We start from the raw sequence: 14,143 nt of genomic DNA, 5'->3' as shown, positions 1-14,143 counted from the left end.
TGCACGCGCCGAAATCGGCCAATAGCAGACCTTTACGCGAAAATAGTCCAATGAGCGAAGATGAAAATGCATTAGAAGAACGCCTCGTCCAAATGGTACGTTCTAATCCGTCATTGATGGAGCTATTGCGTGCGGCAAGGAGCCTGAAACTGAAATCCTGGTGTATCGGCGCTGGTGCAGTGAGGTCACTGGTGTGGGATAAGTTACATGGATTTACTACGCCCTCTCACATTGATGACGTGGATGTCGTGTATTACGATGAAACCGCTGGCGCCGAACGGGACTCTGAACTGGCAAAGCAGCTCTTGGAATTCGCTCCCTCAGCCTGCTGGGAAGTAACGAACCAGGCTCAGGTACATGAATGGTTCTTGGCCGCGCGCTCGGAAGTGGTGCAGCCCTTGCGCTCGTTAGAAGATGGAATTGCAACATGGCCTGAATATGCCACTTGCGTAGGTGTCAGACTGAGCGTGAACGATACTATCGAGGTCGTTGCGCCGCACGGCTTGGAGGATTTGTTTCATTTGCGTGTTAGGCACAATCCAACTCGAGCCAGTGCCGCTGTATTCAAGGAGCGTGTAACATCAAAACGATTTACTGAACGGTGGCCGATGCTTTCCATAGTTCCAGGTTGACCGCGGTACTTTGCCGCTGCCGGCCAGGAGCAGTCCTTCAGGCGCACCTCCCAACTGATATTGCCTTGCCAATTTTTGTGTGGCAGCATGCATCATTCATTTTTTTATAACGACTGGGCTCCATTTGAAGCGAAAAGAAATTTTAGAACAGATTAACGTTTTTGTAGGAGCTGCAAATATCGAAGACGCTGTATTGGTCGAGAGACTTCAGAACGCAGGCGTTGCCTTGAGTACCGCAGAGCGGTTGATTTCTTTGCTACCCATCGCGTTTGGTCGTGTGGTCATCGAAAAACTCGCGCAGGTCACATTCTCCAATAATTTTATAGTTAGAGAAACTAACCAAGAATTGCCTTTGTCGGATGAGGAAATATACATCGAGGCATTAAGTCTAGCCAACGAATGCTATCAATCAGGAGTTATTCAAAGAGAAGAATTCTCTGACATCGCAATCCGTAGTCCTGAACTGGCGGCAGTAAACAAGGCATTAAATGAAGGGAACTCCATCAACGGAGCAAATTTTGCGCCTGTCGTTCTTTGGGGATATAAAACTATTGGTAAAAAAAGCTGCCTCGAACGCATCTTTAGTTAATGCACTAGTATGATTCGCCTTGACGTGGAGCCTTGCCTCCGGCGGCAAGAGCTTGTAATAGGCTTCCATCGGCCTTTTAAGGGCATCATAAAAATATGAAAAAGCAATATCGGATATACGTGAGATTTCTTAGTTTTCCATTTTTTTGCACGATGTTCGTTTTGTCGACTGCGTACGCGGTTGAACCTATATATCCGACTGTTTCGGAATCCACGCTGAAGGGCCATGTCAGAACGAATCTCGATAGCCCCAAACCCACTCAAGACCAGCTGCGAAGGAAAGAGCATTTCACAAAAATGGTGGCTGCTCTGGGTGTGCCTATCAATGAATCTCTTCCAGTTACAGAGGATGCAAAGAAAATTAAGCCTCGTGGAGTGGACAAGGTTGCGAGGAGAGCTATTGCTGTTGCGGTGGCAGCAGTTAAGGGCGAAGGAATGCCGCATGATGAGGTTGTGTCAATCGTTAAGCGTTGGCAGATTGAAGATTATTTTAGTCCGCAAGAGCTAATGTTCATAAAGAACCCTCTACCGACGCAAAACGACAAAACTAAGTTTGTTTGGCGTTATGAAGGACTTGAAGTGCTTCTCTGGGCCCTGGGGTACAACGCTCAATTACCTCCGCCAAATGTCATCTGTGACGTAAAAAAAGATACAAAGACAATTGTGGAAAATAGAGCAGCGCTCCTCGCGAAGAATGCTAGGCCGCGGAGCATCCGCGAGATTCTTGATATGGCAGACTACTATTATCGCCTTCACTGGGGAGTAATTGAGCTTCGCCTCAAAAACAAGAAAAATTCAGCCGTTGACGAGGAAATTATAGAGGAACGACACCGTGCCCTTAACTGGCTCATTAGGTACATGGGCGCGGACTGGGACGATGTGACGACCGATACTTAGCCTCAGTTCTGAGAAGTGAGAACAGCTTGCTAAGCGCTGCCTCTCCCTTGTCATCGCAACTTGCAGAGACCGGCCAACAGCAGACGCTTATTACAGGAATCCAGAATGAGATATATCGATGTAAAGTGGATGCACGAAAATCGAAACTACCCAATTCGGTTAGTGTCTGAGATTGGCTTGGATGGTTATGAGATTCGAAAACTGGAATTCTTCAGAGATGGGCGTTGTGGCTTTGCGTGCGAATCTGTAGCAAATCTTGGCGTTGAGCTTGGTTCCTCTCCGACACCAACGCTTGATAACATAAATGCGATTGGTGAATTTGGGGGCGTCGAAATAAGCGAAGCGGATTTCGAAGAATTGTGGGTGACAGTGGTTCGATAAATTGCATGCGCCGAAATCGGCCAGTAACGGACATCCAAGAGCAACTGCTAGACTGATGATGAAATTTAACAGTTCAACCTAATGTCGATACGCCACTATTTCGCGGAATTGCTTTCAACATCCGACGCAACAGCTACATATCGCTTTTCAACGGATTCGATAACAAAAAATATTAGGGTATTGTTGAGTTCGACTTAGCGACGTGTGAGCACAAAATTGAAGAGCTCGCCCCTGACCCGGATGGATGGGGGAGGGCACAAGATTTTATTTGCGTTTGCTTAGCAAAAAAATTAAAGCAACAAATTGGAAAGCCAGTCACAGTAGTTTCAGTAGTGCAAGAGTGGGTTTCTTAAATTTGCTGTCAGACTGGAGCTGGCCAGAAGCAGACTTGATGGGGGAGTCACACAAATGAAATTTGCGCAGTATGATGTTGTTCGCCTCGTTGCCATATGCCGACCGCTCACTGAATCTGATGACGCATTCAATCTCTGTCGGCCCGTGGTGGGAGATGTGGCAACCATCGTAGAGATTTATTCGACGCCACCGGGTTATGAACTGGAATGCAGTGACGGTAGCGGCGCAACGCAATGGCTGATGGCATTTGCACCAAACGAAGTTGAACTGGAATTGGTCAAGTAGCGACCAAAAGCAGCCGTTGTCGATAAAAGGAAATGAAGTTATGGATTGGGCACCGATTTCAGAAATCGAGTTATGGGACAAAATCATTAAGGCCGAAGGTCGCATGTCGCCGCAGATTTTTCGGCTATGGGAGGTCATCAAAATTGCACCCGAAAAATGGGCCGAAAAATCATATCGCAAAGCCGGTGACGGATTCTGGGTGGTAGCGGTAATTGGTCGCACTGCTGTTTGGTACAACGACATTGAGTATGGATTTAATCGCTCGTCATATACGGAATTTGGTACGCTAGACGATTATTTCTGCAATCAGGATGATCTTGAATATACCGTTCAGGGTGTGTTGAATTTCATCGATGCAGGCGTGGATAGTACTGTTCGATGCGACGCGCCCATTGCTGGAACATACTTACCGTAACTTCTCGGCTAACAGCCATAAATAGACATTTAAATTCTATTGAAAATCCGATGCTCTTTGACTCTCTTCCAATTCATGATGCTACCTTGGTGGCCATTTATATAAGCTGGGATGCGGCTCGATGCGACATACGATTACGCCCTGTTGGATTGCCACCTTATATGCTGGTGTTTGAAGGATTTACAAACATCGAACTTCCGAGACGTGAGAGTTGGGGGGCCATCTTCATCGGTCAATAAATCAATCCAAGCACAAGACGGGAAGTTTGAAATTGAACTCCAATCCGGTGATACGATTCGCGTTGAAGCCGCTCGTTGGGAGTTTCGTCCAGAAATTGCCTGAAGGCGGTTCGCGGCCAGAAGCGGACGTTGCAGAGCGGATTGCTATTTAGATGTCAGGTGTGCTACCGGCAAGCCTCAGAATATGAAATTTGGAAGGGAGATGACCATATGAAAATAGTTGCCCAAATAGTCTTTGCGCTACTTACTTTATCGATGTCCACTTTTGCATTAGCTTCTAAGGAAGGAGTCTTAAGCCTTGGCTCCTTCCAAGTTTCGTCAGCCAGTATTGGGAACTCTGGCCCGGTCACAGTATCTGGCGAACAAAATGCGCAGCATCTACTGTCGATGAATGTCTCCGTTTTTGGGCGGCGTGTAAGCTTGAATCAAGACCAACTAGCAGAGTTGAGGGCTGGCCTGTTTAATGGAATTCAAATATCTTACGAGTCCGGTTGGAAAGAGGTTGGCGGCCGCACTGTTTATATTGTCTTTTCAATGGGATTTACAAGCGGTGTCCAGAGCACGCAAATAGTTTCTGTAAATGAGCAAGGCATTGTTAAAGTCAGCCCCGCAGTTTCGAATTAAGAGAAACGGGACGATGGCCGAAATCGACCAAGACCTGCCTCTCAATAACATCGCCTAGTTAATGTTGTATTTGCAATAATTTCATGGCAAGATTAGCTCATTTCGTCATAGGCCATTTTTGAATCGCGATGCTTTCCCGCGAACAAGCAAATCAAATAGGTAGTGAACTCATTGAGCAAGCAGAGGCACTGCGACTTGAGAAAAAGAATGCGAAAGTACGGCGCATATCCTTCTTTTATCGTTTTCCGGAACTGCAGGCCTTTGCATTGTCGGAGCGTCCGGGACGATTGCAGGAAGCGCGTACTGCAACTATGAGAAAGCCAACAATGATTGTCGTATGGCCGTGCTCACGATTGCGGCAGCACTCTATTCGCTGAAATACAAACCCTTGGGAAGGTTGCCGCCGATTGCCTATTGGCCGGCGATGGCAATTCTGATGAGCCCCGTATTTTTCTATCAGCGCACATTGATGAGGCGCCATATTCGCGCCGAAGCTTTGGCACCTCATGGAAATGCGGCCGCCGCAGGGGCAGCCGACTGACGAAATCCGCTGCTATGAAAGGTAACGGCTCTTGATGGCATCCAACACTGATGGGAGAATTAGAAAATGAGTAAAGCGGATTCCGAGCTTGATTTTGCTGTTCTGCTCGAGCGGGTCCTCCATCGTTGGCCGGAGTCCGTTGATGTGGCGAATTTGCGTGCAGACGAAGGCCGCCCGGATTTGTATGTCGTGAATGGCTTGGGAGCTATAGGCGATTCGATAGCAGAGGAATTTGACGGTGAGATTGACGCCGTGCTCGTGACTGTGCTTTGCGACGCCGTTACCTCAACCATTCGTTCTGCAGCACTATTCTGTACGGAAATTAAGCCAGCATTGTTGCGGCTAGATACAGTGCGTGAAAACTTTGAAAAGCGACTACATCGAGCCGCAACGAATCCCGATCTTGGGTGGAAAACGGACGATGTTTTGTTGATAAAGCGCTACTTTTCCCTGAACACGCAATAGGGTTTTGTCGCATTAATTTTGAAAAGAGAGTGATTAAGTTAAACTAAGGTGTTTGATTCAAGCGATAATTTTTGATGACGACGTTGAACACCAAAGGCTTACGTTTTCCACTGGAAGTGATTTTGTTTTGCATACGGTGGTATGCCGCTTATCCTTTGAGTTATCGCCATATTGAAGAGAGGATGCAAGGACGCGGTGTGTTTGTTAGTCACTCTTCTTTTATCCTTGGGCGTGCCAGTTCTTACCGATGTCGGAAAAGATCGCGCGTCGCTACAAACGCAAGGTTGGCAGAAGCCGGCCAGAAGCTGACATTCGAAGTTTCGAGGAAAATGAATAATGCATAGATTTCAAGTAGCCTCAGATGTTATGCGCGACGGCCTGGGTATCGAACTTATAGACTCGGACGGAAATGTGCTTGCGGAGATTTTTCGATGCGATGCAGACAACACATTAAAATTTTTCTCGTTTACCGAAGAATTACCATTTCCGCTGGTCGAAAAATTGGTTTTGATTGCGCGTAAAAACTTGGGTAACTTTGAAGATGGAAGTCAGTTGCCAGTTCCGATTTTGATTGATGGATGACTGTGCGCGTAGTCAGGTACTCGGTTGACAACCGGCCAGAAGCAGACGCTGAGTGTGAGTGGCACCAGGGCTGCCAAACTGACAATTATTCTGGGGTATTATTCAAAGATGGTATTTTTTAATGACGCGCAAGAACTGAGCAAGTTGTATCCAGAAACTTTTGAGGCACCGTCCCAAGATGAACTCGCTTCGGTGCGGGAGGGTTCTCTCGTCAAAATTTGCGCCAATGACGTAGAACGGTTCTGGGTTATTGTGAAGAATGTTGACGGCGATAAATTGCAAGGAACTGTCGATAACGAACTATCACACGGCGAAGTGCATCATTTGAAATGCGACGACGTTGTTTCGTTCGAATTACGACATATTTATCAGATATTTCAAGATTGAAAATCCCAGCGAGGGCTGTAAATTTATTTAACGAGAGTTATCCGCATTCGGCTAGCACCGGACAGTTGAATCGTCGACCCAAAATGCACGTTGTGTTGCACAATGAAGTTCTTTGCAATTATCTTTTTCAGTGTTGAGGCGTCTACGATGGAGTTTACACATGGATTTTTGCTTGAAACGAAAGACAGCCTTCCCGTTGGTTTTGCGCTTGGCTCCCCCAGTTTTAAAGTAAATACTGGTGAATGCATATTTATGTTACACCCCGGGTTGGTTGGTGTCATTGAAACTCCACTTGCTATAGCGATCTCAGAGCTGAAAGTGACCGGAGAACATTTCTGGAAAAAAGAGAACGGTGGAATCTCCGTCCGTTCTGAAGGACGCATATTTTTAGTCATCGAACATGACGGAGCCGTACTTGATGGGAACAGGAAAGACATCGGCATGGCGAAGCCTCTACCGGAAAATGCGTAATGCCAAACGGCGTCAAGCGACCAACAAACGTCAATGACAAGTTTGTGACGAAATCTCCTTATTTTCTTGAATTCTCATGCGCGCTATTTGCCTTCTCATAACCATTCTCCTCTCGCTCAATTCCGTTCACGCTGAAGACGTACAATGTGGTTCGCAGCGAAGCATACGAAAAATAATTGGCCCTGAACCCATCACTTCAAAACTCCGTGCCGAGGCGAAGAAAATAGACGACTTGTTTTTCGAAAATGGGAAATTTGACCAAGAGGAATTTTCATACATAGGCATTGTCAAAATCTCCTCAGGTAAATCATGGCATATCGTACTCTTGGAGACCATTTGGGGATGTTCAGACCGGTCGACGCCAAGGTTGCTGGTCTTTTCCGAGAATATTCATTACGTAGGAAAATATTCGCACTTGAATGGGAGACAACCTAGAGTTGACGGTACGGCTATCGTTTTCAATGACATTGCGCCAGATGCGGGAAACAGGATTCCATTCACTGAAGAAGGCCCCCAGTTTCGCGTCTTGATTGATAATGACATTCTAGTTTTTAACAAATAATGGCATTTGAGCTAAATGTACTGACGGTCCGCTTCGGGTCGAAATCTGCCGGTCATCTGTCGATCACCGTGTGTCAAGTCAAGTATGAACGAGTACACGTCATGACAACCGAAGGGCATATCAATCATCGAGTTGACAGCTATATCGCATTTCAAAAAGCGAATATTGATCCGTTTAAAAAGCGGTGTGTGCGATTGATTTCTTTGATTTGAGATCAATCACATTTTTAAACGTTGACATTTTAAATTCAAGACGCTTACAATTTGTTTATTGCATTTTATAAGGTTTCTGTCATGGACAGTAGTAGTTGTTATTTTCAATTGATGAGACGGGCTTGCCCTGTCGAAATCGCACGTATTTCTGCACTTTCCTGATAGACCTTCCTCTACAGTAGCGTGCGCAATGCAGGCTATCTGACAAGACGTTTTTTCGTCACTCGCTTTCCCGTCTTTTTATTTTTCCCTGATCCACTAGGCTCATGGTTGCTCGTTTTTTCTGACATCGTCTCAGAGAAACTGCTTTACCATTTTCGTCTCGTTGATCTGCCATGGCATCGTGAATGATGCCGACAATAATAAGAAGGAGGTTGCTATGACACTCTTTGATTTAGCTTCATTTGTTTTTCATCAAATTTCTATCCCAACACGGGATGGTTTGCGCCCCAGTGTGCCTGCAACGATCAATCCAGTTGCGTCTTTGTACCATATTCATGCCGCTTGCCGCAGCGAAGATATCGCTCATGTGGAATCACTGATACGCCAATCGCTCAGTCGTGATTGCGGTGTGATCAAAGGTTTTCATTACGGATCCAGAAACGATGGTGCCATCGCTGTCGTTGATGTAGAAGTACAGTGCAGCGATCATAAGAGAAATCACTTGGTGAATGTGGTGAGCAGATTAGGATTGGAGCCTGCTGTTCGCAGTGTCTCTTGGAATTCGATGTCCAAGCAAAATGCTTAAATACTTTTTGTTATTTGTGATGCGCGATGGGGTGTTGCGAAATGACAAATGAAAAAAGACATTGAGAGCGGTGTTTTTTAAAAAAGAATAATAATTTGCGCTACGATGCAAATTCCGATGGACGAACCAGGAGAAAAAATGACGGACAGTGATCTTCGTAAAACAGTTATCACCTCGCATTATTTATAGTTAGCTTCGGTATAGTCACACTTTATCTCTAGCACCCGGCGGCGATTCATCGTCAGACTAAAGATGAGTAGCACTGTTCCGATTGGCGCCACCAAGGAGCAGAACATCATGCACTTCGCTTATCTCGTTAATGGTCTACCAGAAATTTATCCACAAATTTCTCTCGGAGAAGAGGACGCACAATCTCTGAAAAAGGAATATGCGTTTCTCATGCCGATTAGATGGCTTATCGCGCATCGACCATTCCTACGTTCATTATCATGATGGAAAAATGAATAAAAAAAGCAGCGTATTCGCTGCTTTTTTTTCGTTTACTGAGAGACTAATGATTTTGCTAACTATCACGGAAGGTGCCGGTGAATACCGTTTTATTGCTCCGTTTTTTCCTGATTTTGTGCAAATTCCTGCTTCCAGTCATCTGCAAGTGCGACAGCTTTGTCGATTTGCTCTTGGTTCATATTTCGCGACAGGTAATCTCGGTAGACAGGTGCATCGTCATACTCACCCGCCAAGGATAACCACTTGTAGGCCTCAACCATATTCACCGGCATCCCCTTGCCTTTGAAATTCATCAATCCGAGTTGATATTGGGCACTGGTGTTGTTTTGATCTGCTGCTTGCGAGAATAATGTTTGTGCTTTTTTATAGTTGAGTGGCACGCCATTACCTGTTACGTAGAGAACACCAAGGCTATATTGCGCGTCGGCATAGCCCTGTTCAGCCGCTTTATCAAACCAAGAGACGGCCATTTTGTAATCAGGAACGAGTCCAGCTTTTCCTTTGGCATACATGCGCGCTAAATTCACTTCGCCTCTGACGTCACCTTGCGCAGCGGCTTTTTCAAATAGTTCTAACGCTGTCTTTTCGTTTTCCTCAACACCTTCACCCTTGAGATACATTAATCCGAGGCTTGTTTGTGCGTTAGCATCACCTTGTTCGGCGGCAGCACGAAACGCCTCTGCAGCGGCGTCGTAGTCGTTTTCAGCGTATTTACTTTCGGCACTATCGCTATCATCTGCGTGGGCAAAATGGAAACCCGCGCCGATCATGAGAAGCAAGGTAACACCAGCGATCGTACGTGGCAGGGTCATAGAGTGGGAACGCATGGCATGCTCCGGACAAGAAACTATAACGAGTTAATTGTAGTCAGGTTTGATTTAAGATTGAAGGGTAGTTTACCTTTATTTTCATTCGTATTGCTAGATATGCATCAGTAAAGCATGATATTTTGTGCGTAAGGGATAAAGCGCGGTCTGTCTTTATCTACACGTATTTTTTCGACCAACGTTTTTCTATCAAAGACATGAGACAAAAATGAAATTAGTTAAATCATGCTGGCTGTTGGTATTAATGCTACTTGTTTTCCCATTTAATCATTCTTGGGCAGGCGATGCGAAGGGTAATCCGCCCACAGAGAAAATAGACGAGGCAAGCGTATCGATTTTTAATCGTGATATCGTGGTTTTTCGTAGTACTGTGCTTGGGATGCCACCCGCTGAACGGGCAAAGCGGGCAGAGGGGCGTATCGCCCAGCAACTAGAACGTGCAGGGGAGCATCGCGCGACCGCCATCAGTGTGCCGCCGGGCATGCTGGTGCAAATTGATGGCGCTGGTAGTTTTTATATTGCACCAGAAGATATCGATCCTTTTGAGCAAGAGACACTGGCTGGCGTGACGGAGAAGGCGGTGAATACGCTTAATCAATCATTGTCTGAAATTCAGGAAAGTCATCATCTCACGGCGATTTTGCGTGCCTTGGCTTATGCGACGGCGGCAACGCTTGTCTACGGCGGCTTGATTGTCGGATTGATCAAATTACGCCGCATCGCGGTTCGTCGGCTATTGAATTACGCACATGAAAAAATTGCAGGTTTCAATGATGTCGGTGTGTTACTGATCCGTCGCGAGCGACTACATTGGATCATGCGAAAGGGATTTCAGTTATTGACCTGGCTGATGATTCTGTTGCTCAGCTATCAGTGGCTGGGCATCATGATGTCGCAGTTTCCTTTTACCCGACCATGGGGGGAGCATCTGAATAGTTATCTGTTTGGACTCTTGTTGATGCTGGGTGGGGCGATTCTTAAAGCGATTCCTGATTTGTTTGTTGCGTGTTTGATTTTTGTCCTTGCGAAGTTATTTTCCAAAGCAGTGAATCACTTTTTCGATTTAGTGCAACATCGCTCAATTGAGGTATCTTGGCTTGACGCCGATCTAGTGGGCCCCACGCGACGGATTGCGACCATTGCTATCTGGCTCTTTGCGCTTGCCATGGCGTATCCGTATTTGCCTGGATCCGGTACTGAGGCGTTTAAGGGCGTGTCGGTTCTCGTTGGTTTGATGTTGTCGATGGGGGCGTCGAGCTTGGTGGGGCAGGCAGCAAGTGGTTTGATTTTGACTTATTCTCGTGTGTATCGTAAGGGTGAGTTTATTCGTATTGCAGAGCACGAAGGCACAATCACCGAACTCGGTATGTTCACAACCCGTATCCGCAACGGCATGGGGGTGGAGCTCACTTTGCCGAATTCTTACGTCTTGAGTAGTGTGACTAAAAATTATTCGCGTGTTGTGTCCGGTGACGGGTTTGTCGTGGATACCAAAGTGACGATTGGCTATAACACGCCGTGGCGCCAAGTGCAAGCGATGCTCATCGAGGCCGCACAAAGAACGCCGGGTGTATTAATGGAGCCGTCACCCAAAGTATTTCAAACTGCCTTGTCCGATTTTTATCCGGAATATTTATTGATTTGCCAGGCGATTCCCACCGAGCCGCGTCCCCGTGCTGAGGTGATTAACTTGTTGCATGCCAATATTCAAGACGTCTTTAATGAGCATGGCGTGCAAATTATGTCGCCTCATTATTTGGCTGATCCAGAAAAAGAAAAAGTCGTCGCTAAAAGCAACTGGTATAAGGCACCTGCAACACCGCCTGAGGTGTAATTGCTCAGATCGTGTTTCACATGGGGGAAGTGTTTTTATTTGAATGTTGTTGAATGGTCATGTTCTAGTCATAAAAAGTTACTAAGCTACGCACTATTCAAAAAATTGCCTAAAAACAATGAAAAACTGGTTTTCATTGTTTTTGGGTTCGTTGTTAAAAAACATCGACCATTCACCATAACCATCCAATCCATCATGAAAATCTCTCCTCTCCGGACACAACCGGGATTGCCAGCCCGTTTTCCTTTATTAGCGATGTCCGCTGCATGCCTGATGGCTCTGACTCAATTTGCTCACGCGCAATCGACGCCAGCAGCGAATGGTGCCAAAACAGCTGATGCAGACGCTGGTGTGTCTACCGTCGAAATTTCATCACAATCGACACGTTCTTCGGTGTCATTGCGCAGCAAAGAACTGCAAAGCCAACTGCCGGGGATGAATCCTTTGAAAGGTTTAGAGACTTTACCCGGCGTGAGTTTCTCAACGGCAGATCCTTGGGGTAACAATGAACAAAATCTGACCTTATTCGTTCACGGTTTTAACGGTCAACAACTCGGTTACACAATGGATGGTGTGCCATTGGGTGATCAACAATACGGTAACTACAATGGCTTATCACCACAGCGTGCTGTCATCAGTGAAAACGTCCGCAACGTCGTGCTGTCATCTGGCGCCGGTGATCTGGCGACACCTTCTACCAGTAATCTCGGCGGTACGATTGAAGTGTTTTCCAGTGATCCATTAGCCGCCAAAACGACAAGTCTGCAACAGACTTTGGGCAGTCACAATGCGTCGCGCACCTTTGTTCGTTTCGATACGGGCAATTTTGGGAATGGCAATAGTCTTTATATTTCTGGACTTCATCAAGAGGCGAAAGCCTGGGATTTCGACGGCAAGCAAAGTGGCAACCAAATGAACACCAAGTTTGTTCATAGCACTGACGCCGGCAAATTAACACTGTTCCTCAATTACAGTGACAAGACTGAGCCCAATGAGGATGCTACAGTACATGTGGCAGGAGAAAGCAGTGCACCCTACACACGGCCATTTTTGTATCCCAATTTCGGCGCTGCATTGGCTTATTTGTCGCCCACGGGTAATACACCAGCGGCAGATGGTTCCAACTATCACAACTACTACAGCGATGCGCAGCGTACCGACTACCTGACCTATGCCAAATATGATTGGAATGTCAGTCAGACCACGAGCTGGACTAACCAGGTCTACTTCCATCACGACGATGGTGTGGGTGTCGTTGCGGGACCAATTGGTGCCGCTGGATTGCCTGCATTGTTTAACGTCTACTTCCCGGGTCAGAATCTCAAACAGATTTTTGGTAATTCGGGTTACGCAACCCGAGCGACGCAATATGTGATTAATCGTCCAGGCATTATTTCAACAGTACACATGGATTTGGGTGAGCACCAACTGGAGTTTGGTGGTTGGTGGGAACATAACAATTCCTCTACATACCGTCGTTGGTTTGCTTTGGATGTAAATAATCCGAGTACGCCATATCAGCGTCCAACAAATCCATTGATTACACAATACGGTAGCGATATCACGAATAATGTGGTGCAGTTGCATTTGCAAGATGAATGGCGTGTGAAGCCCAACGTGGCGATTCAAGCTGGCTTTAAATCAAGTTTGCAATTCGCTGATGGCGAGTTCCCTGTTCAACCTTTACCGGGTGCGATTTCTGGTGGTTCACTCGCCTTGCCCGTCGGTAAAATCGATACGAAGAAATGGTTCTTGCCTGAGTTAGGTATTTTGTGGGATATCAATCCACGCGACCAGTTCTTTGCCAATATCCAAAAAAATATGCGTCAGTTCGTGACCTACGGCGCAGGCGGTGCATCACCATGGAGTTTGGCAAGCCAGTCTGCATTTGATCTGTTTAAAAATACGGCCCAGCCAGAATCATCCGTGACGTATGAGATGGGTATCCGCGGTAAGCGCGATGTTCAGTTGGGCGCATTGGATAAAATTGATGGTCAGGTCAATCTCTATCACGTTGATTTTAGTAATCGTCTGTTGCAGATTAGCCCGACATCCGTGATCTCCGCGATCGTCGGTGGTAATCCTGTCTTGGCAAACGTGGGTAGTGTAACGACGGATGGTATCGATATTGCCGGTACGCTGCATTTCGGTAAAAACTTCAGTCTCTATAATGCGTTTTCCTATAATCGTTCTGTGTATGGCGATAACTACTTAAATGGCAGCACCGTGGTGCCTACGTCTGGTAAGCAGGTGCCAGGCGCGCCGCAGTGGATGGACAAGGTCGTTGCGACAGCGACCTTTGGTGATATCGAGACACAGTTGTCGGGTGATTATGTAGGGCGTCGTTATGCTACATATACCAATGACTTACATGTCGGTGGCTACTTTATGCTGAATTTAGGCGTGACAGCGAAATTACCATCTCTCAATACTGGCTTCATGAAGAACGCAAAATTGCGTTTGAACGTCACGAATTTGAACCAGATTACGGGTGCTGCAGCCGTCGTTGTTGGCGCAGCAAGTGGTACGTACAATACTTACCCTATTGCGCCACGTCAGGTCTTCGCGACGTTTGGGGCTGAGTTCTAATCAAGGGAGTAGGAAAGAAACGCATAGCGTTTTTTGAGAGCG

The 14,143-nt window shown here is 46.4% G+C and carries 17 protein-coding genes and 1 pseudogene; 17 read left to right on the top strand and 1 reads right to left on the bottom strand.

Translation table 11 applies throughout. The features are described from left to right. Nucleotides 1-92 precede the first annotated feature (92 nt). From ACO0K2_RS18550 to ACO0K2_RS18480, 15 genes and pseudogenes are all read left to right on the top strand, one after another. Complete coding sequence (locus tag ACO0K2_RS18550) at nt 93-632, top strand: nucleotidyltransferase family protein (RefSeq protein WP_423021549.1); 540 nt, start codon at nt 93-95, stop codon at nt 630-632. Nucleotides 633-756: 124 nt separating this feature from the next. Then, entirely contained in the window at nt 757-1,221 is a 465-nt protein-coding gene (locus tag ACO0K2_RS18545) for a hypothetical protein (protein ID WP_423021548.1), read from the top strand. Nucleotides 1,222-1,316: 95 nt separating this feature from the next. Further along, entirely contained in the window at nt 1,317-2,117 is an 801-nt protein-coding gene (locus ACO0K2_RS18540; protein ID WP_423021547.1) for a DUF4272 domain-containing protein, read from the top strand. Nucleotides 2,118-2,222: 105 nt separating this feature from the next. Next, complete coding sequence (locus tag ACO0K2_RS18535; protein ID WP_423021546.1) at nt 2,223-2,498, top strand: DUF6881 domain-containing protein; 276 nt, start codon at nt 2,223-2,225, stop codon at nt 2,496-2,498. Between the two features lie 408 nt (nt 2,499-2,906). Continuing rightward, complete coding sequence (locus ACO0K2_RS18530; protein WP_423021545.1) at nt 2,907-3,137, top strand: hypothetical protein; 231 nt, start codon at nt 2,907-2,909, stop codon at nt 3,135-3,137. A gap of 40 nt (nt 3,138-3,177) precedes the next feature. Beyond that, on the top strand, nt 3,178-3,552 hold the full coding sequence (locus ACO0K2_RS18525) for a hypothetical protein (protein WP_423021544.1): 375 nt from the start codon (nt 3,178-3,180) through the stop codon (nt 3,550-3,552). A 449-nt stretch (nt 3,553-4,001) separates the two neighbouring features. Then, the gene (locus tag ACO0K2_RS18520; protein WP_423021543.1) at nt 4,002-4,415 is read left to right on the top strand and encodes a hypothetical protein; all 414 of its coding nucleotides are present in this window, start codon (nt 4,002-4,004) and stop codon (nt 4,413-4,415) included. A 337-nt stretch (nt 4,416-4,752) separates the two neighbouring features. Continuing rightward, complete coding sequence (locus tag ACO0K2_RS18515; protein ID WP_423021542.1) at nt 4,753-4,956, top strand: hypothetical protein; 204 nt, start codon at nt 4,753-4,755, stop codon at nt 4,954-4,956. A 66-nt stretch (nt 4,957-5,022) separates the two neighbouring features. Continuing rightward, the gene (locus tag ACO0K2_RS18510; RefSeq protein ID WP_423021541.1) at nt 5,023-5,421 is read left to right on the top strand and encodes a hypothetical protein; all 399 of its coding nucleotides are present in this window, start codon (nt 5,023-5,025) and stop codon (nt 5,419-5,421) included. A 74-nt stretch (nt 5,422-5,495) separates the two neighbouring features. Next, nucleotides 5,496-5,716 (top strand): annotated as a pseudogene (locus tag ACO0K2_RS18505) (IS6 family transposase); the annotation flags it as partial. A 41-nt stretch (nt 5,717-5,757) separates the two neighbouring features. Then, nucleotides 5,758-6,003, top strand: coding sequence for a hypothetical protein (locus ACO0K2_RS18500; protein WP_423021540.1), 246 nt, complete (start codon nt 5,758-5,760; stop codon nt 6,001-6,003). A gap of 24 nt (nt 6,004-6,027) precedes the next feature. Then, nucleotides 6,028-6,390, top strand: a complete 363-nt coding sequence (locus ACO0K2_RS18495) for a hypothetical protein (protein WP_423021539.1) — start codon at nt 6,028-6,030, stop codon at nt 6,388-6,390. Nucleotides 6,391-6,492: 102 nt separating this feature from the next. Further along, complete coding sequence (locus ACO0K2_RS18490) at nt 6,493-6,861, top strand: hypothetical protein (RefSeq protein ID WP_423021538.1); 369 nt, start codon at nt 6,493-6,495, stop codon at nt 6,859-6,861. Between the two features lie 76 nt (nt 6,862-6,937). Further along, nucleotides 6,938-7,423, top strand: a complete 486-nt coding sequence (locus ACO0K2_RS18485) for a hypothetical protein (RefSeq protein ID WP_423021537.1) — start codon at nt 6,938-6,940, stop codon at nt 7,421-7,423. Nucleotides 7,424-8,014: 591 nt separating this feature from the next. Further along, nucleotides 8,015-8,383, top strand: coding sequence for a hypothetical protein (locus ACO0K2_RS18480; protein WP_423021536.1), 369 nt, complete (start codon nt 8,015-8,017; stop codon nt 8,381-8,383). A gap of 557 nt (nt 8,384-8,940) precedes the next feature. Here the strand turns inward: ACO0K2_RS18480 and ACO0K2_RS18475 are convergent. Continuing rightward, nucleotides 8,941-9,678: a tetratricopeptide repeat protein gene (locus tag ACO0K2_RS18475; protein ID WP_423021535.1), complete on the bottom strand. Its 738-nt coding sequence runs from the start codon at nt 9,676-9,678 to the stop codon at nt 8,941-8,943. 208 nt (nt 9,679-9,886) lie between these two features. Between ACO0K2_RS18475 and ACO0K2_RS18470 the strand changes: the two genes are divergently transcribed. Together ACO0K2_RS18470 and ACO0K2_RS18465 are read left to right on the top strand one after the other, a co-directional pair. Beyond that, nucleotides 9,887-11,512: a mechanosensitive ion channel family protein gene (locus tag ACO0K2_RS18470; RefSeq protein ID WP_423021534.1), complete on the top strand. Its 1,626-nt coding sequence runs from the start codon at nt 9,887-9,889 to the stop codon at nt 11,510-11,512. Between the two features lie 195 nt (nt 11,513-11,707). Next, a complete protein-coding gene (locus ACO0K2_RS18465; protein ID WP_423021533.1) occupies nt 11,708-14,101 on the top strand; it encodes a TonB-dependent receptor in 2,394 nt (797 codons plus the stop codon). The last annotated feature ends 42 nt before the right edge of the window (nt 14,102-14,143 follow it).

The organism is Undibacterium sp. MH2W, assembly GCF_049340215.1.
In the GTDB taxonomy this organism is placed as follows: Bacteria; Pseudomonadota; Gammaproteobacteria; order Burkholderiales; family Burkholderiaceae_D; genus Undibacterium.
Note: the sequence above shows the minus strand (reverse complement) of the source record. Positions and strands in the feature narration are given on the sequence as shown.